The organism is Lutibacter citreus (genome assembly GCF_003260195.1).
In the GTDB taxonomy this organism is placed as follows: Bacteria; Bacteroidota; Bacteroidia; order Flavobacteriales; family Flavobacteriaceae; genus Lutibacter; species Lutibacter citreus.
Genome location: NZ_QEIH01000006.1, coordinates 12,239 through 31,703 on the forward strand (window position 1 = coordinate 12,239; position 19,465 = coordinate 31,703).

General features: G+C 30.6%; 14 protein-coding genes. 9 read left to right on the forward strand and 5 right to left on the reverse strand.

Translation table 11 applies throughout. The features are described from left to right. Nucleotides 1-7: 7 nt before the first annotated feature. The 4 genes from DAD81_RS13205 to nirB are packed head-to-tail and all read right to left on the reverse strand — an operon-like array spanning nt 8 to nt 5,406. Nucleotides 8-1,831 (reverse strand): ATP-binding protein, encoded by a 1,824-nt coding sequence (locus tag DAD81_RS13205; protein WP_111708759.1) that lies wholly within the window; start codon nt 1,829-1,831, stop codon nt 8-10. Between the two features lie 24 nt (nt 1,832-1,855). Beyond that, the gene (locus tag DAD81_RS13210) at nt 1,856-2,440 is read right to left on the reverse strand and encodes a DUF4202 domain-containing protein (protein ID WP_111708760.1); all 585 of its coding nucleotides are present in this window, start codon (nt 2,438-2,440) and stop codon (nt 1,856-1,858) included. Nucleotides 2,441-2,464: 24 nt separating this feature from the next. Further along, nucleotides 2,465-2,842, reverse strand: coding sequence for a nitrite reductase small subunit NirD (gene nirD, locus DAD81_RS13215; RefSeq protein WP_111708761.1), 378 nt, complete (start codon nt 2,840-2,842; stop codon nt 2,465-2,467). Between the two features lie 44 nt (nt 2,843-2,886). Then, the gene (nirB, locus tag DAD81_RS13220) at nt 2,887-5,406 is read right to left on the reverse strand and encodes a nitrite reductase large subunit NirB (protein ID WP_111708762.1); all 2,520 of its coding nucleotides are present in this window, start codon (nt 5,404-5,406) and stop codon (nt 2,887-2,889) included. Between the two features lie 125 nt (nt 5,407-5,531). On the opposite strand from nirB, the gene cobA reads away from it, so the two are divergent. The 9 genes from cobA (at nt 5,532) to DAD81_RS13265 (ending at nt 18,547) form a co-directional block, all read left to right on the forward strand. After that, complete coding sequence (cobA, locus tag DAD81_RS13225) at nt 5,532-6,308, forward strand: uroporphyrinogen-III C-methyltransferase (RefSeq protein ID WP_317047327.1); 777 nt, start codon at nt 5,532-5,534, stop codon at nt 6,306-6,308. A 105-nt stretch (nt 6,309-6,413) separates the two neighbouring features. Continuing rightward, the gene (locus tag DAD81_RS13230; protein WP_245949278.1) at nt 6,414-7,052 is read left to right on the forward strand and encodes a Crp/Fnr family transcriptional regulator; all 639 of its coding nucleotides are present in this window, start codon (nt 6,414-6,416) and stop codon (nt 7,050-7,052) included. 232 nt (nt 7,053-7,284) lie between these two features. Beyond that, the gene (locus DAD81_RS13235; RefSeq protein ID WP_111708764.1) at nt 7,285-8,697 is read left to right on the forward strand and encodes an MFS transporter; all 1,413 of its coding nucleotides are present in this window, start codon (nt 7,285-7,287) and stop codon (nt 8,695-8,697) included. Between the two features lie 20 nt (nt 8,698-8,717). Then, on the forward strand, nt 8,718-9,965 hold the full coding sequence (locus tag DAD81_RS13240; RefSeq protein ID WP_111708765.1) for an alginate export family protein: 1,248 nt from the start codon (nt 8,718-8,720) through the stop codon (nt 9,963-9,965). A 149-nt stretch (nt 9,966-10,114) separates the two neighbouring features. Beyond that, nucleotides 10,115-10,804 carry a response regulator transcription factor gene (locus tag DAD81_RS13245; RefSeq protein WP_111708766.1) on the forward strand — a complete coding sequence of 230 codons (690 nt, stop codon included), beginning with the start codon at nt 10,115-10,117 and terminating at the stop codon, nt 10,802-10,804. A gap of 104 nt (nt 10,805-10,908) precedes the next feature. Further along, on the forward strand, nt 10,909-14,427 hold the full coding sequence (locus DAD81_RS13250; RefSeq protein WP_111708767.1) for a nitrate reductase: 3,519 nt from the start codon (nt 10,909-10,911) through the stop codon (nt 14,425-14,427). Between the two features lie 95 nt (nt 14,428-14,522). Continuing rightward, a complete protein-coding gene (locus tag DAD81_RS13255; protein WP_111708768.1) occupies nt 14,523-15,947 on the forward strand; it encodes a rubredoxin domain-containing protein in 1,425 nt (474 codons plus the stop codon). 119 nt (nt 15,948-16,066) lie between these two features. After that, complete coding sequence (locus DAD81_RS13260; protein WP_111708769.1) at nt 16,067-17,542, forward strand: circularly permuted type 2 ATP-grasp protein; 1,476 nt, start codon at nt 16,067-16,069, stop codon at nt 17,540-17,542. Nucleotides 17,543-17,548: 6 nt separating this feature from the next. Then, nucleotides 17,549-18,547, forward strand: a complete 999-nt coding sequence (locus tag DAD81_RS13265) for an alpha-E domain-containing protein (protein ID WP_111708770.1) — start codon at nt 17,549-17,551, stop codon at nt 18,545-18,547. A 19-nt stretch (nt 18,548-18,566) separates the two neighbouring features. Here the strand turns inward: DAD81_RS13265 and DAD81_RS13270 are convergent, their stop codons facing one another. Then, nucleotides 18,567-19,463, reverse strand: a complete 897-nt coding sequence (locus DAD81_RS13270; protein WP_111708771.1) for a transglutaminase family protein — start codon at nt 19,461-19,463, stop codon at nt 18,567-18,569. Nucleotides 19,464-19,465 lie beyond the last annotated feature (2 nt).

Genomic DNA, 19,465 nt, shown 5'->3' on the forward strand with positions numbered 1-19,465 from the left:
GTTTTATTTAAGAATTTGGCAAGTTTATATTAATTGTAACACGAGTTCCATTATTTTTTGAAGAATTAATAAAAATCCGTCCATTAATGTAATTTATTCGTTCTTTCATGAAAAAGAGCCCCATACCTGATTCGCTTTTCTCTTTAAGTAGTTTTTCAGCATCAAAGCCTTTTCCGTCATCATCTATTACTATACTCAATACCTGTTCTGAATGACTTATTGAAATTAAAATATAATTAGAATCTGCATATTTTAAAGCGTTATTAACAGCTTCTTGAACCACTCGATATAAATTTGTTTCCACCAAAGAATCAAAACGACCTTTAAAATCAGTCTTATTTTCAAAAAAGATTTGCTTCCCTGTAAATCCTGATAATTTTTCTGCCAATTTTTGAATAGTTGGCACAATACCATAATCAATTAATTCTGGAGGTGTTAAATTAAAAGTCACGGCTCTAACTTCTTTAATTAAACTACCTAATAAATCTTTTAATCTACCAACTTTTAAAGTGGTATTTTCGGTATTTTCAGCATTAATAGATTCAATATTAAATTTTAAAGCAGTTAACATTTGGCCAATACCATCATGAATATCTTTGGCAATACGTTTTCGTTCTTCTTCTTGCGCTTCAACAATTTGACTTGCTTGTATTTTTTGACGATTTACTTGTTCCGTAAATCGTTCTTCATTTAATAAATCTATCTCGTTTTGAGATGTTATCCGTGTAGTAATGTCTGTACATAAAATTAAAGCTCTTTGTTTACTCCCTAATTGATTCATTGGAATTATAGACATTTCTAACCACAATTTCTCTTCTTTCCTTGTTGTTATTTGCAACTCACCAACCCAAATAGACCTTCTTTTCCCCTTCAATAATTCTGTTACTGTATGGTTCTCACTATCTTCAAACAACAATAAATCCTCTAGCTGTCCCGCCTTAGTATTCTGACTATCAACTCCTAATAATTTTTTAAACTTTTTACTTATATGAACTACTGACCCATCTTGAGCAACACTCACAAACAAAGCCGCATTATCCAACGCGTAATTTAACCCTTTTAACTCTTGAATTGAAGCATCTTTAGCAATATACAGTTCCTCAATTTTCTGTGCTTTCTCCTGCGCTTCCTTCTTTGTTTGAATTAAATCTCCGATTACCTTTTTAATATGAATTGAAATTGGTTTAAATAAAAACAGTATTTCAAACACTAAAATTAATAGAGAAACTACTAAAAGAATGTATTCTATTTTTTGTAATTGTTTTACTTTTTGATGACTCACCTCATCATACTTAAAAACAATCTCATTCATTGTATTTAAGAAAGGCTTTTCAGCACTTTTTAAAACCTGAAAATAAGGAAATAATATATTGTTTGAAGTAGATGGATTATCTTTAACTAACTGAGTAATAGAATTACAAGATTCAATTATTTTTGAATGATGAATTTCTATATCTTGAAACAACCTTTTTAACTCAGGATTGTTTTGTGTTAACTCTCCTAACTCATTAAATTCATCTTGTAAATTATGATGAGAATTTAAAAAAGTTTCTGCATCATTTTTTATAATTTCAATACTTTTTAATTTCTCTTCTTTTGTAGAATTCAATAAAAAAAGAGATTCCTTCACCAATTTCTGACTCAACATACGCTGCCTACCAGCAATATTAATAATTCGAGAATCGTTTACTTGAGAATTTAAATGTTTTTGAATTAAAATTTGTGCAATAATAATAGTTCCAGCAATTAATAATAACGCTAACAAATACAGCCTTCTAAATTTAAAGAAGGTTGAATTATCTAATGAAATATCATTATTTATATCACTCATAAAAGTAAAATTATATTTATTTTACTAACTCAGTGCTTTTGTAATTAGCGCCAATGCATCTTGAGGAAGGTTTAATTTTAAAGCTGCTTCGTGACCTTTTTCCGACATTTTTTTCCAGGTTTTCTGAACAATGTCAATCATTTTTTCTTCTGAATATTTCTTAGAAAACTTCAAAAAATAGAACTCTAAAAACACCAAGCAAATCACATCTTCTAATGTTTGTGTATCTGCATTTTTCTTTAAATGTTTTTTCAATAATAAAATTTGAACTTGTGCTATTAACTCATCATCATAACCAAGAGAAGCTAATATTTCCGAGGCTTTTTTAGCATGAAAATCTTTTAAATCTTTTCGCCAAGTTAAATAACCTACACGATTCATCTCATAAGAATCTCTTGCTATTTCCCATCTACAAATATGCTGACAACGAACTGTTAATTGCAATGCTTCAGATGAATTTGGAGCAAACTTGTTTAACTGTTCCGTCATTCTTACTGCATACAATAATTCCTTTGGAAATTCAGTTCCGTTATATAATTCTTTATTTGGATCTAATGAATTGGCTTCATCAAATAACTCAATAGCTTTATTAAATTTTTCTAGTTGCATTTTGGTTTTATTAAGAAACCAAATCTATTCAGAAAATCCGATATACACAAAGTTGTCTACTATTTTCACCGGATAAGTTGCAATTGCATTCAAATCTCCGTTCAAATTCTCACCCGTTTCTAATGAAAAAGTTTTTTTATGCAACGGACAAGCAACTTTTGGAATTCCATTCTCATCGCCAATCATACCACGTGATAACACATTTTCATTTTTTTCAGGAGATAAATTTTGACAGGCATACCATTTATTTCTTCTTTGGAAATTAAAAACTGCAATTTGCTTGTCTTTATATTTTACACAAACACCTCCGTTTTTTGCAAATTTGCCTACTTCAGCAGCCTTAAACCAAACTGAAACTTCACTTTCTTTAACTGTACTATATGTATTTAAAATTGTATCCATTTTTTAATTTTTTTTTGGTTATTCACCTAATTGAATGTAAATTTTTAATTACCCCAAGCTGAAGGTTGTAATTGTTCTCTCATTGGAACAAACAAAATATTATCATCCGTATCTTCTGAATTCACAAAATGTTGAAATCTTGAAACCATATCATCATTTTCAATAGCTTGTTTCCACTCACATTGGTAAGCATCTACCAAGCCTTGCATTTCAGATTCTAATTCAAAAGCAATATTTAATTTATCATCTACCACAATTTTCTTTAATTGTTCAATTCCACCCTCTAATTTATCTAACCAAGTTGAAGTTCTCATTAACGGTGCAGCAGTTCTTATATAATACATAAAGAATCTGTCTAAATATTTTATAACTGTTTCATTATCTATTTGCTCCGCTAATAATTGCGCGTGTCTTGGAGTTGCTCCACCATTTCCACCTACATATAAATTCCAACCACCTTCAATAGCAATAATTCCAAAATCTTTTCCTCTAGCTTCAGCACACTCTCTAATACAAGCTGAAACACCACCTTTAAATTTATGAGGAGAACGCAAACCTTTGTACCTATTTTCTAATTCAATAGCAAAACCTATACTATCTGCCATTCCGTATCTACACCAAGATGAACCAACACAACTTTTAACAGTTCTTAATGATTTTCCATAAGCGTGCCCACTTTCAAAACCAGCATCAATTAGTATTTTCCAAATTGCAGGTAAATCATTTAACTGCGCTCCAAATAAATCGATACGCTGACCACCAGTAATTTTAGTATATAAATTGTATTTTTTTCCAACTTCACCAATAACAATTAACTTCTCTGGTGTAATTTCACCTCCAGGAATTCTTGGCACTACGGAATAGGTTCCGTTACGTTGAATATTTGCTAAAAACTTATCGTTTGAATCTTGAATTACCTCTTCTTTATTAGCAGTATCATTGTATAAACTTGCAAAAATTGAAGCTACTAAAGGCTTACAAATTTCACAACCATCGCCTTTTCCACACGTATCAATAGCTTCATCAAAGGTTTTTAATTGCTTTATTTTTATAATTCCGAATAATTCTTGACGCGTATATTCAAAATGCTCACAAATAGTTTCTTTAACTTCTTTCCCTAAAGATTTTAAAGTTTCATTTACCAAATCAACAACCATTGGCTTGCAACCTCCACAACCAGTTGTCACCTTTGTTTTTGCAATTACATCTGCTAAATTATTACAACCGCCTTCAGTAATTGAACTACAAATTGCTCCTTTTGTAATACTTTCACACGAACAAACCTGAGCAGCATCCGGAATATCCATTGCACTTCCAAAAGAAGAACCTCCTTCTCCTCTACTACCTATAATTAACTCTTCCGCATCTTCAGGAATTGGCAATCCGTTTAAATATATTTGATGAAACATATTATAATCTGATGCATCTCCAATTAAAATTCCTCCTAATAATTTTTTTCCATCGTGACTTATATTAATTCTTTTGTATAAATCTTTCGTTTTATTCTCAAATAAAATAGAATAACCTTTTTCAACAGGCATAAATGGCTCTCCAAAACTTGCTACATCCACACCAATTAACTTTAATTTGGTAGACATATCAATGTCAGCACTCATTAAAGTTTCTGTGGTTCCTAAAATTTGATCCACAGCAACATCAGCCATTTCATAACCTGGAGCTACCAATCCATATATCATTTCATTATACAAAGCAACCTCTCCAATTGCAAAAATTTCAGGATCAGAAGTTTGCATTTTATTATTCACAACAATCCCTCCTCTGGTTCCCATTTTTAAATCACAGGTTTTCCCTAACTCATCACGAGGTCTAATTCCTGCAGAAATAACTAACATTTCTACATCAATTTTATCATATTCGCCAAACTCCATTCCGGTAATAGTATCCTCTCCTAAAATTTTATTTGTAGCCTTAGACAATAGGATATTAATACCCATATTTTCTAATTTATTTTGCAAAACGCTACTCCCTCTTTTATCTAATTGTCTTGGCATTAATTTAGAAGCAAATTCAACTACGTGAGGTTCTAATCCCATATCCATAACTGCTTTTGCCGCTTCCAAACCTAAAAGACCACCACCTAAAACAGCTGCTTTAGCTTTTGGATTTTTCTTTTTAAGATTCTCGGCATAACTCATCATACCTTCCAAATCTTCTATAGTTCTATAAACAAACACTCCTTTTTTCTCTACTCCTTTTATTGAAGGAACAAATGCAGAAGACCCAGTTGCTAACACTAAATAATCATACCCATATGTTTTTTCAGAAATAGTAGTAATTGTTTTATTAGTACGATGAATATCTGTAACTCTTTCATTAGTTATCAATTCAATATTATTTTTTTCATACCAAGATCTTGGTGCCATCTCCAATGCTTTCGCATCACCATTTTCAAAAAACTCACTTAAATGAACTCTATCATAAGCAGGTCTTGGCTCCTCACCAAAAACCGTAATTTTAAAATCTTTTGAATATTCTTTTGCTACAAATTTTTCACAAAATTTATACCCAACCATTCCATTTCCTATAACTAATACTGATTTCATATTGCTACTGTTTTAAGTAATACAATGCAAAACTACGTATTTTTACTTAATTAAACTACGTATTTAAGTATTTTTTACGTATTTTCGCAAAGAATATTAATTAACATACTTATATTTACCTTATTATGTCAATAAAAAACAATACCCCAAAAATTACTTTAGTAGGCGCAGGCCCTGGAGATAAAGACCTTATTACATTAAAAGGAGTAAAAGCTATTGAACAAGCTGATTGTATTTTATATGATGCACTAGTAAATCCAGAAATATTAGAATATGCAAAAAAAGACACTCCTTTAATATATGTAGGTAAACGTTTCAATAACCACAGATTACCTCAAGACGAAATAAATCAATTATTAGTCACAAAGGCTCTAGAATTTGGAAACGTAGTAAGACTTAAAGGCGGTGACCCTTTTGTTTTTGGCAGGGGCTCCGAAGAAATAGACTATATAGAGTCATATAATATACCTACAGAAATAGTCCCAGGAATTAGCAGCTCTTTGGCAGTACCTGCAATGCAAGGAATACCATTAACTAAAAGAAATGTAAACGAAAGTTTTTGGGTAATTACCGGAACAACATCTAATGGTAACATTTCAAAAGATATTAAATTAGGCGCACAATCTTCGGCTACACTGGTAATTTTAATGGGACTACGTAATTTTACACTTATTATGGAAGAAATTAAGACCTACAGAAACGAACTCACTCCGTTTGCTATTATTCAGAACGGATCACTTCCAAACGAAACAATTGTAATTGAATCTATAAAAAACTATAAAAACACCATAGATACAATAGATTATTCCTCTCCTGGAATTATTATTATTGGAGATGTAGTTGCAGAACATACTTCTTTTCTTGATGAAGAAATTCAAAGAGTTTTAAATTCTTCATTTTAAAAATAATCAATCATTAAAGTCTGAAAAATGAAACCATCTATAATCAATTGCGATTCTTGCTTAAATACAAACTGCTTAATTAAGAAGAACTTAAATTCTACTTTAATGCAGCAGCTTGCTAAAGCAAAAAACACTATAGCTTGTAAAAATAATCAACATTTTATTTTAGAAGGAACACCTATTAATGGATTATTTTTTGTTTACAAAGGTAAAGCCAAAGTATTAAAAACTGGTATTTATGGAAAAGAACAAATTCTTAGATTTGTTAAAGACGGAGAAATAATAGGTCATAGAGGCTTTGGAATTCAAAAAAATCATTCAATTGGAGCTGTTACTTTAGAAGATACCGTTTTATGTAATTTTTCAAACGACATTTTAAATGAAATGCTTCATAAAATACCTAGCTTAACATTAGATTTTATGAAATTTTACGCTGAAGAACTAAATAGATCTGAATCTAAAGTTAAAACAATAGCACAAATGACCGTTAGAGAAAAAGTAGTTGACACACTACTTTACATTCATCGTAAATTTGGAACAAACCATAAAGAATTCTTAAACATTCAATTGAAAAGAAAGGAAATAGCTGATTTTGCAGGTACCACAAACGAACAAGTAACTAGAACTATTTCTGCACTAAAGAAAGAAGGTTTATTAACAATACAAGGAAAAAAAATTGGAATCCCAAACCTTAAAGAACTACAGAAAGAAATTTCTGAACATAATTATTTTTTAGATAGTTAAACTCCATTTTTTCAGAGTTGATTTCAAAAATACGTAGATACATTAATGTTCTGCGTATTTTTTTTATACTGCTACCTCACAATTCTTTAACACTCTTAATTTGTATTTTCGCATTCTTTTTTATGTGTATTAATTTGTTTTTACAATGCAAATTACACAGTTTATAAAACTACATACTTATATATTTGCCACATCTACGTATTTATACGTATTTAACTAAAAAATTAAAAATATGAGCACTGTAAAAAAAGCAACAAAACTAGAATTATTAAACTTTAAAAACCCAGCAACTAAAACTTTCTGGATAACATCAATCGCATTTTTCCTATGCTTTTTTGCTTGGTTTGGAATTGTACCTTTTATGCCTGATGTAGTTAGAGATTTAGGTTTAACTCCTGATCAAAAATGGAACTCTATTATTTTAGCCGTTACAGGAACGGTATTTGCCCGTTTATTAATTGGAAAACTAACAGATAAATATGGACCACGTTTATGTTATACTTGGTTACTAATTTTAGGAGCAATTCCTGTAATAGCGATCGGTTTTGTTCAAACACCAATACAATTTTTAATTTGTAGATTATTTATTGGGTTTATAGGAGCTTCATTTGTAATCACACAAGTTCACACATCAATCATGTTTGCGCCAAGCATTGTAGGTACTGCAAATGCAACATCTGCCGGATGGGGAAATTTAGGCGGAGGAGCAAATAGACTAGGAATGCCAATAATAGCTGCTGCAGTTGTAAGCTTTGGTATTGCTGACCAAGCTGACGCCTGGAGATATTCAATGATAATTGCAGGTGTAATTTGTTTTTTAATGGGAATTGTTTATTACTTTTTTACGCAAGACACTTTAAATGGAAATTATAAAGAATTAAGAGATAGAGGAGAATTGCCAAATAAAAAGAAAGATCAAGTTGGATTTATAGAAGTATTAAAAGATTATAGAGTTTGGATTTTATTTTTGGTTTACGCCGCCTGTTTTGGTATAGAATTAACCGTTTACGGAACAATGGATGATTACCTACAAAACACATTTCAATTAAAAAGAGCTACTGCAGGAAACATTGTAATGTCTTTTGCTCTAATGAATATTTTTGCCAGAACTTTAGGTGGATTTTTTGGAGATAGGTTTGGTAAAAAGTTTGGTTTAAGAGGTCGAGTTTTATTCTTAGCTGTAATTCTAGCTGCAGAAGGAATTATGCTTGCAACTTTCTCAAGTATATCAATTTTATCCGTTGCAATTATGTTCCTAGTTGCTTTTAGTTTAACAGTTCAAATGGCTGAAGGAGCAACATTCTCTGTGGTTCCTTTTATAAATAAAAAAGCAATCGGTTCTATTTCTGGAATTGTAGGAGCTGGAGGAAATGTTGGTGCATTTTTAGCAGCAATGTTATTAAAATCTAAATCTGCTTTTGCTGAAAAAATCGCTATTTCTGAAAATCAAGGAATGGCTCAAGAGGTAATTGATGCTGCTCAGTCTGCAGCTTCTTCATCAGCAGTCTCAAGCGGATTTTTTATAATTGGAGGAGTTATTATTCTAACCTCAATTGTAACATTGGCTATCAAATTTTCAACTGAAGAAGAAACCGAAGAAAGTGAATTTTCAGTTGCACCACAACTAATAATAGCAGATAAATAATCATCTTCACTTTAATAAATATGAAAACAAAATTATCACTTTTAGCAACCTTGTTATTAATAACATTAACAGCTAATGCACAGTTCTCACTTAGTGGAGAATTGAGACCAAGAACAGAATATAGAAGTGGATTTGGAAATTTAATCGCTGAAGACAACGACCCCGGATTTGGAATTTCAACAAGAGCTCGTTTAAATTTCGGATTTAAAACTGAAGGATATAATTTATTTGTAAGCCTACAAGATGTAATGGTTTGGGGAGAAAACAGACAAATACTACCATTTGATCAAAACAATTCATTTGCTATTTTTGAAGCTTGGGCTGATATTAAATTAGGTGAAGGAACTTCAGCAAAATTAGGTCGTCAATCTATAGCTTATGATGATCAAAGAATATTTGGAGGACTAGATTGGGCACAGCAAGGCCGTAATCATGATGCTGCAATTTTAAAGCATAAAAAAGGAAGCTTCTTATTCGATTTAGGACTTGCATTTAACCAAGATTACAATAATCCTACTGGTTTTATTTCTGAAGGAAACAACTACAGCACAACTGGTTTTTTCTCTTATAAAACAATGCAATATGCCTATTTAAAAAATGGTTGGGATGCCTTTTCAGGAAGCTTATTAGTTTTAAATAATGGTTTTCAAGAAACTGAAGATATAAGTTATCTACAAACTATAGGAACACATTTAAATTACAAAAAAGGAACATTTGGAGCAGCAGCTAACTTATTTTTACAAACTGGAAAAAGACAAGGTGAAGTTGATGTAAAAGAAGCTTATTTAGCTAGTTTAGATTTCACATTAAAAACTTCTGATAAAATCACTTTAGGTATTGGATCTGAAATAATTAGCGGAAACGATGCAGATGCAGGAGAAACAGGAGCCTTTTTCCCACTTTATGGAACAAACCACAAATTCAATGGATTTATGGATTACTTTTATGTTGGAAATCACGCAAATTCTATTGGTCTTTTTGACATTCATGCAAGTGCAAATTTTAACTTAGGAAAAGGATCTAGTTTACTTGTAAAGGCTTTAAATTTTTCAGGAGAACAAGAATTACCAAGTGGTGATAAATCTTTAGGTACCGAAATTGATTTAGTATACTCCAAAGCTCTAAAAGGATATACATTAAAACTTGGATACTCACAAATGTTTGCTTCAGACGGAATGTATGAGTTAAAAGGACTAAACAAATCGTTAGCCTCCAATAGTCAGAACTGGGCTTGGGTAATGCTAGTTTTTAAACCAAATTTTTTATAATTTACTACCTCACGAGCCTGCCTTTAAATAAAGTTTTACACAAAAAGCTTTTTAGGCAGGCTCATTTTTTCATATTTCACACTTTTCTACGTATATTTTAAAATTACGTATTTAAACAGTATATTTGACTGAAAATTAAATTTAATCTTTTGAAAAATAAAATATCCATTGTATTAGTTGATGATCACGCAATAGTAAGAGACGGGATTAAATATTTACTAGAAGAAGATGAAAATTTAACTGTAATTGGTGAAGGTTCAAACGGATTGGAAGCCATTGAATTGGTTAAAAACCTACAACCAGACCTTTTAATTATTGATGTAAGAATGCCTGAAATGAATGGTATTGATGCCGTTAAAGCAATAAACAGCACAGACACCAAAACCAAATCAATTGTTTTATCAATGCATGATTCTGAAGAATACATCCTAAATTCAATAGATTCAAAAGCAATGGGCTACCTTTTAAAAGATGCTAGTAAAGCCGAAGTTTTAAAAGCAATTCACACTGTTTATAATGGTGAAAAATATTTTAGCGGAGACATTAGCAATATTATCGTAAACAACTTAATGAAAAAATCATTAAGCAGCACTTCAGAGGATCCAACTACTGAACTAAAATCTAACTTCGTACCGAAAAACACCTACAACCTTACAAAGAAAGAGATTGAAATTCTTCAATTAGTTCTGAAAGGAAAAACCAATAAAGAAATTTCAGAAGAATTAAACAAAAGTAAGAGAACCATTGAAACTCACCGTTTTAACTTGATGAAAAAAATGGAAGTCAAAAACTTAATTGAACTTTCAAGCAAAGCAAAAGAGTTTAACTTAATATCATAATTCTTCAAACACTTAGTTTTTTTTAAAATAATACGTATTTAACTACGTATTTATACGTATTTTTAATATCTTTGCAGTATTGTTACACCTAGAAAACTATAAATATGTCAAAAAATAAACCACATAAAACCATTTGTTCATATTGCGGAGTTGGGTGTGGAATTCTTGTAAATCAGAATTCAAACGGAAAGATAAGCGTAGAGGGAGACCCTGATTACCCTGTAAATAAAGGAATGCTTTGTTCAAAAGGCATGAATCTCAATTACGTTGCTCAAGAAACTTCAGACAGAATTTTATATCCAGAAATGAGATGGAGTAAAAACCATCCTATGCAAAGAGTTTCTTGGGATGATGCATTTACAAGAGCAGCTTCAGTATTTAAAAGTATAATTGACAAACATGGCCCAGATAGTGTTGGTTTTTACGTATCTGGTCAATGTTTAACTGAAGAATATTATCTAATTAATAAATTAACCAAAGGGTTTTTAGGAACCAACAATGTTGATACAAACTCAAGACTATGTATGAGTTCTGCGGTTGTTGGATATAAAAAATCTTTAGGTGATGATATGGTTCCAATTTCATATGAAGATATTGAATTGGCAGATACATTTTTAATAGCAGGGGCAAATCCAGCTTGGTGTCACCCTATTTTATTTAGAAGACTTGAAAAACATAAATTAGAAAACCCTAATGTTAAGGTAATTGTTGTAGACCCGAGAAAAACTCAAACATCTTCTATTGCCGATTTACACTTGCAAATAAAACCAGGAACAGATGTAGTTTTATACAATGCAATTGCAAGAAGGTTATTTGAGAAAAATAGAATTAACAAGTCCTTTATTCAAAATCATACTGATGGTATTGATAAATTAAAAGAATTAGTTTATCAAACTTCATATAGAGATGCCGCAAAAATATGTGGCATTGAAATAAGCGAAATAAAAAAAGCAGCCAACTACATTGGTAAAGCCTCAAGCTTTATTAATATGTGGACCATGGGATTAAACCAAAGTGTAATTGGAGTAGATAAAAATGTTTCTCTAATAAACCTTTCATTAATAACGGGTCAAATAGGAAAACCTGGATCGGGTCCTTTTTCTTTAACTGGACAACCAAACGCAATGGGTGGCCGAGAAGTTGGAGGAATGGCAAATTTATTAGCTGCTCACAAAAATTTACAAAGCGAACAAGACAGAAAGGATGTAGCAAACTTCTGGGGAAGTAATCCTATTTCTCCAAACCCCGGTCTTACAGCAACTGAAATGTTTGATGCACTTGACACTGGTAAATTAAAAGCTATTTGGATTATTTGTACAAACCCTGTAGTAAGTTTACCAGACGCTAAAAAAGTTGAACGCGCTTTAGAAAAAGCAAATTTTGTAGTGGTTCAAGAAATATCTCATAATTCTGAAACCACTAAATATGCAGATTTATTGTTACCAGCTGCCGGTTGGATAGAGAAAGATGGTACAATGACAAATTCAGAAAGAAGAATTAGTTATTTACCTAAAGTAATTGACGCACCGGGTGAAGCACTTCCTGATGTAGAAATATTATGGAAGTTTGCACAAAAAATGAATTTTCAAGGGTTTGAATATGAAAATTCAGGAGAAGTTTATGAAGAACATTGTGCTTTAACTAAAGGTACTAATATGGATATTTCAGGATTATCCCACAAAAGATTAATTGAAGAAGGAAGTTTTCAGTGGCCTGTACCTCACAAAACACACCCAGGAACACCACGCCTTTTTGAAGATAAATTATTTGAAACACCTAATAAAAAAGCTCAAATAAATACACCTCAACATATTTTAAATCAATCTGAAAAGATTTCCGAAGAGTTCCCTTTTATTCTTACAACAGGAAGAATTAGAGACCAATGGCATACAAGAACTAAAACAGGAAAAGTAAATAGACTTACCACTCATATTCCATCTCCCTATCTTGAAATGAATAAGATAGATGCTATGGCTTTAAATATAAATGAAGGTGATATAGTTGAAATACATAATAAAAGAGGAAGTGTTAAAGTAAAGGCTCAGTTAAATTTTGACATTAAAGAAGGTGTTGTATTTTTACCAATGCATTTTGGTAAAATTGAAGGAAATGATTTTGGGCGCGCCAACAATTTAACTAATAATTTAATTGACCCCGTTTCCAAAGAACCAGATTATAAATTCTCTGCTGTTCAAGTAACTAAACATAAAAAAGAAAAAGAAAAAATTTGTGTTATTGGAGCTGGAGCTGCAGCATATAGGTTTGTTCATACTTATAGGTCTTTTAATTCTGATGATGAAATTTCTGTTTTCTCTAAAGAAGAAGATCCTTTTTACAATAGAGTATTATTACCAGAATATGTAAATGAGGATTTAACTTGGGAGCAACTTCAAAAGCTAAAAGAAGGTGAAGTAGAAAAATTAAAATTAAATCTACATACTGGAATTCATATAACAAAAATAAATTCCAAAGAAAAATATATTATAGATAGCAATAGCGATAAACATTATTTTAACACTTTAATAATGGCAACTGGCAGCAGAGCTTTTGTACCAAAAGATGCCCAATTACAATTGCCCGGCAGATTTACAATGCGTAATAAAACAGATGCCGATAATTTAAGGAACTATCTAAAATCTACAGGGTTACCAGAAAACGAACAACATGTAGTAATTGTTGGTGGAGGTTTATTAGGTCTTGAGTTAGCTGCTTCATTAAAAAAGAAAAACATTAATATTACAATTATTCAAAGAGCACCAAGATTAATGGAACGTCAATTGGATAGAGTCGCCAGCACACTATTAGCCGAAAATGTTCAAGAACGTGGAATACAAATATATTTTGATAACGAAGTAAGCACCGTTTTTGAAGGTGAAGATATACCAAATAGAATTTCTATTTCATTAAAAACTGGTAAATTAATTAATGCCAACGCAATTGTTTACGCCATTGGAACACGCCCAAATATTGAGCTTGCCAAAGGTTGTAATATTGCATATAGAAGAGGTGTTATTGTAAATCAGTATTTACAAACTAGTGATCCAAGTATTTTTGCTTTGGGTGAAATAGCCGAATTTGAAAACTCACTTTTTGGTATTACTTCAGCCGCAGAACAGCAAGCAGATACTGCCGCAAAATTTATATTAGGAGATTTAAATAGCATTTACAAAGGCTCCGTTTTAATGAACATATTAAAGTTTGAAGACCTCGACTTATGCAGTATTGGAATGGTAAACGCTCCAAAGAATGACACTTCTTACGAAGAGGTAATCCTAAAAGATGTTAATCAACATTTTTATAAAAAATGTATTATAAAAAATGATCTTTTAGTGGGGGCAATATTAATGGGTGACAAAAATGAATTTGCTGAATTTAAACGATTTATTGAAGGTAAAATTGAACTCTCAGAAAAAAGAACAGAATTATTAAGAGGGCAAAATGAATCAACACCAGTTTTAGGAAAACTTATTTGCTCTTGCAGCCAAGTGGGTGAAGGCAATCTTTTAGAAGCAATAAAAGGAGGCTGTAAAGATTTTAATGAATTATGCTCCCAAACAGGAGCAGGACTAGGTTGTGGTAGCTGTAAACCTGAAATAAGTGACATTTTATTAACTGCTAAATAATACAATTATGAACCGAGCATGTCCAATTTCAACAAAAACTGCAATAACTAATAACGAACAGCACGTACCACCTACTAAAATAAAAATCTAAACAAATGAAACGCAAATTACAACGTATTTTTATAAAGGGTGGGGTTTTATCTCCAGGTGAAATGAAGCAAATTATTAAAATGGCTGAAGAACTTGGCAACTCAACTATAAAGTTTGGATCAAGACAAGATATTTTAATACCATATAAAGATTCAAATAAGTCATTTACAGATTTATTTCCTTCTATTAACACTGAAAAAGATTTAGTACACAATCGTCAAAATATAGTGAGCTCTTATGTATCATCTGATATTTTCCCAGCAACATCATGGCTAAAAGGTTCCACTTATTTATATATTCTTGAACAATTTAGATTTAACCCTACATTAAAAATTAATATTGTTGATCCAAAACAACAATTAGTTCCTATATATAATGGACAAGTAAATTTTATTGCTTCAGAAAACGAAGACTATTGGCATTTAAATTTAAAACTTCCTAATTGGGAAAGCCAAATTGATTTTCCCGTTTTGGTTTATAGCTGGGATATCCCAAAAATTGCTGAAGCGATTGAAGAATTTTTTGAAGAAACTACTGATATTTCATTATTATTTGACTTAATAAATGAAAAAATTGAAACGAATCACAGAACTATTGAAAAGAAATTAGAAATCCCCTTCCACCCATTTCCTTATTATGAAGGAATGAATAAAATGGGCGATAACGAATATTGGTTAGGCCTATATTGGAGAAATAATGAATATGACATTGAATTTTTAAATATTCTATGTGATTTTTGTTTAGAAAGTAGAGTTGGTAAAATTTGTATTACACCTTGGAAATCATTTATTATTAAAGGTATTAACAGAAAATACAAACTTAAATTAGAAAAACTATTAGGAAAAAACGGTATTAATGTTAGGCATTCTTCTTTAGAATTAAATTGGCATTTACCTGTTGAAAATAAAGAAGCTTTAGAGTTGAAAAAATTCATTGTACGCAACTTTGATCAAAACGATATAAGTACTTATGGTTTAAATTTTAGCTTTGCCAACATTGCAAAAAATGAAACTTATTTTACTTCTGCAGTTATTGAAAAAAATAAAATCCCAACCATTATAAAAGATTATAAGGTTCGTCCAACATTCAATGTATTATATTGTAAAAATTTCAACCCTAACACCAAAGAATATATTACATATGCACAAGACGTGGATAAAATGGAACTACCCGGTTTGTTAATGGAACTTAGTAAGTTGTATTTTGAAAAATTAGGTGAAAATGATGAAACTGACACAGATAAAGAAGAAAACTTAAAACTAGAAAAAGAAGTACATCAATGTTCTGAATGTTTAACTGTATATGATGCAGATTATGGTGATAAATTAGCTAAAATAGAAGCTGGAACTACTTTTAATAATTTACCCGATGATTATAAATGTGCCGTTTGTGAGTCTTCAAAAGAAACTTATAAATTAGTTACATTGTAAATTACCATATTATCAACCAACAGGTTGTTTATTTTTTATTTTCACATTTTATTGCTTATTTACTATATTTTGGGTTAATAAAATATCTTTTTTATTGAATTATTTATATATTTACTAAAATTAGAAATTTGAAAAATAAAATTGAACTACCGTTATTCTCTTCTTATGAATTTAATTCAAATTTTTATGATGAGCTTTTTAGCAAGAATAAAAAGACAAGAGAAATATACAAAAGACTTTTTAAATTATTTAGTCAATATTCTGTAAATGAATTTAACGCCTTAAATAATAGAGCGAAGGAATCTTTTTTCAACAATGGAATTACATTTCAGGTCTATAATTCCAACCAAGTTTCTGAAAAAATTTTCCCGTTTGATTTATTCCCTAGAATTATTAATAATAAAGAATGGTCTACTATAGAAAAAGGTGTATTGCAAAGAAGCAAGGCTTTAAACCATTTTTTATGGGATGTATATCACGAACAGAAAATTATAAAGCAAGGTATTGTACCTCTCGATTTAATTAGTTCTTCTGAAAACTTTTTACCTCAAATGGTTAATTTAGATCCTCCGGAAGGTATTTACAACCATGTTTCTGGAACCGATTTAATTAAACATTCTGATGGAAATTATTATGTTTTAGAAGACAATATACGCTGCCCTTCTGGTGTTAGTTATGTTGTTGGAAATAGAGCTGCTGTAAAACATGCATTATTTGGAGTCTTTAATGAATACAATGCACATACTGTTGTAGATTATGGCTCTAATTTATTAGACATTATGGAGTCTGTAAAACCAAAAGGAGTTGACAACCCAGTATGTGTTGTTATAACTCCAGGAGTTTACAATTCTGCCTACTATGAGCATTCTTTCTTGGCCAAACAAATGGGAATAGAATTAGTTGAAGGGCAAGATTTATTTGTTGAAAACGACTTTGTTTACAAACAAACCATTTATGGCCCCGAAAAAGTAGATGTAATTTATAGACGAATTGATGATTTATTTATTGATCCTTTAGAATTTAGAAAAGATTCTGTATTGGGTGTTCCTGGTTTATTTTCAGTATATAAAAAAGGAAATGTATGCTTGGTAAACGCTCCTGGAACTGGTGTTGCTGATGACAAAGCTGTTTACACATATATGCCTGAAATAATTAAATATTATTTAGATGAAGATCCTATTTTAAATAATGTACAAACATATCATTGTAGTCGAAAAAATGAATTGAGTTATGTTTTAGATAATATTGATAAACTTGTAGTTAAACCTGTAGATGAATCTGGTGGTTATGGAATTTCAATTGGTAATAAATTAACCAAAGAAGAAATTCAAAAAGTAAAAGAAACCATTATGGAAAACCCAAGAAAGTATATTGCACAACCAATTATGGCTCTTTCTACACATCCAACATATATAGAAGAAACTCAATCGTTTGAACCTAGACATGTTGATTTAAGAACTTTTACTTTATTAGGAAAAGATAAAGATTTTGTTTTAAAAGGAGGGCTATCTAGAGTAGCACTTAGTAAAGGAAATTTAGTAGTAAACTCATCTCAAGGTGGTGGATCAAAAGACACTTGGGTATTAAAAAAATAATATAATATGTTAGCAAGAGTAGCAAATAACCTATTTTGGATGGGTAGATATATAGAACGCTCAGAACATTTGGCAAGGTACTTAAATGTCAATTATTTTTCATCATTAGATGCTCCTAGCGAATTATCGCAATCTCGCGAATTTGTGTTGAGATCAATAATGTTTATGGCCAGTAATGAAGTTGTAGATGCTAAGGTTAAGTTAAAGGAAAAAGACGTTCTATATAATATAGGATTAAATATTAAAGAACCATATTCCATTATTTATTCTTTTCATTCAGCACATGAAAATGCTAGAAGCTCACGAGATTTACTTTCAACTGAACTCTTTGAATCATTGAACACAATAAATCATCGAATAAAAAATTATGATGCCAAAGCTTTTGTTAAAAGCGGCTTATATGATTTTACTTCAATAGTTATAAAATCAACTTCTGAATTGCGAAGCAAAGTACAAGGGACTTTATTACATGATGACCTTTATGCTGTTATCATGTTAGGAATATACTTAGAAAGAGCTTTACAAATTACAAGAATTATCAATTCAAAATGTAGCGATGCTACTGTTGAAAAGTTGAAAGACAAAATCCCTCAAGAGAATGGTCATTTATGGGCTACATTATTAAAATGTGTTTCAGCGTATGACATGATGAGAAGATTATACAAAAAAACACCTAAACAAAATACAACATTAGAGTTTTTAATCTTAAATCCTCAATGCCCTAGATCTATAAAAAATTGTTTAAGTCAAATGGAAAAATATGTTGATATTCTTTCAAAACACCATAAAATTAAAACTGATTCGGCTGCATTTCTAATTAAAAAATTAAATGCCGAATTTAAATATAAATTAATTGATGATATTGAGAGTGATATTGAAGATTTTTTAAGTGATTTAATCGATAAATTAGTATTCATAGGAGAAAGACTAGATGAAGATTATTTTAAAGTAACGGTTTATCCTATTATAAAAGAAAAATCTGTTTCTTCAGTACAAACTCAATAAAATAGTTTCTTAAAACTATTTAAAATTCCTTCGCAGGTCTAATATCAACAGAAACCTCCATATTGGTTTTACCTGAACTATAGGTAACTCCTTTTAAAGGGGGAACGTCTAAATAGTCTCTTCCATGAGCCACAACTATATGTTGGTTTTTTGGAACTTGATTATTAGTTGGGTCAAAATCAACCCAACCAAATGTGGGAATATAAACTGAAAACCACGCATGTGAAGCATCAGTTCCTATTAACTTTTCTTTTCCTTCAGGCGGTAAAGTTTCAATATAACCACTAACATATCTTGCTGATAATCCTACGGAACGCAAACAAGCAATTGCTATTTGAGCAAAATCCTGACAAACCCCTTTCTTTTCTTTCATTACCTCATCTAAAGGTGTGGCAATACTTGTAAAACCAGAAACAAAATCAAAATCAGTAAAAATACGGTGCATTAATTCAAAAGACGCCTCATATAAAGAGCGTTTAGACTTAAATGAAATTTTTGCATACGCTTCTATTTCTTCAGAATTAATTGAAATAAGCGGAGACTTTAACAAAAATTGTTTAGCATTTAAAACCTCATCATCTAAACCTTTTAGCAATTCTTTAGCTTGTTTTACCGTAACTGATTTACATTTATCTAAATTAGAAACCTCCTCTTGTTCTTCATAATTTCTATACACCTTACTTTTAGCTGTTACCTCTAATTCTTCATGATATTGCTGAATTGAAAACCTTGCAATTGTATTCCCAAAAAAATCAACTCTTTCTGAAAATTCATTAGGCGTTGGACTTATATTTAAATTATATTCTAATAGTTCTTGTCCAGGACCGTTTTTAGGTTTTAATGTAGCCAAATTATGACAGAAAGAAGCGCCATTTTCATATTTATAGCGTGTAGTATGAATTATTTCAAAAACCATAA

Coding starts and splice junctions, on each gene's coding strand:
- DAD81_RS13235 (WP_111708764.1), top strand. CDS start 7,285: ATGAGCACTGTAAAAAAAGCAACAAAACTAGAATTATTAAACTTTAAA.
- DAD81_RS13270 (WP_111708771.1), bottom strand. CDS start 19,463: ATGGTTTTTGAAATAATTCATACTACACGCTATAAATATGAAAATGGC.
- cobA (WP_317047327.1), top strand. CDS start 5,532: ATGTCAATAAAAAACAATACCCCAAAAATTACTTTAGTAGGCGCAGGC.
- DAD81_RS13265 (WP_111708770.1), top strand. CDS start 17,549: ATGTTAGCAAGAGTAGCAAATAACCTATTTTGGATGGGTAGATATATA.
- DAD81_RS13205 (WP_111708759.1), bottom strand. CDS start 1,831: ATGAGTGATATAAATAATGATATTTCATTAGATAATTCAACCTTCTTT.
- DAD81_RS13210 (WP_111708760.1), bottom strand. CDS start 2,440: ATGCAACTAGAAAAATTTAATAAAGCTATTGAGTTATTTGATGAAGCC.
- DAD81_RS13230 (WP_245949278.1), top strand. CDS start 6,414: ATGCAGCAGCTTGCTAAAGCAAAAAACACTATAGCTTGTAAAAATAAT.
- nirD (WP_111708761.1), bottom strand. CDS start 2,842: ATGGATACAATTTTAAATACATATAGTACAGTTAAAGAAAGTGAAGTT.
- DAD81_RS13255 (WP_111708768.1), top strand. CDS start 14,523: ATGAAACGCAAATTACAACGTATTTTTATAAAGGGTGGGGTTTTATCT.
- DAD81_RS13240 (WP_111708765.1), top strand. CDS start 8,718: ATGAAAACAAAATTATCACTTTTAGCAACCTTGTTATTAATAACATTA.
- DAD81_RS13250 (WP_111708767.1), top strand. CDS start 10,909: ATGTCAAAAAATAAACCACATAAAACCATTTGTTCATATTGCGGAGTT.
- nirB (WP_111708762.1), bottom strand. CDS start 5,406: ATGAAATCAGTATTAGTTATAGGAAATGGAATGGTTGGGTATAAATTT.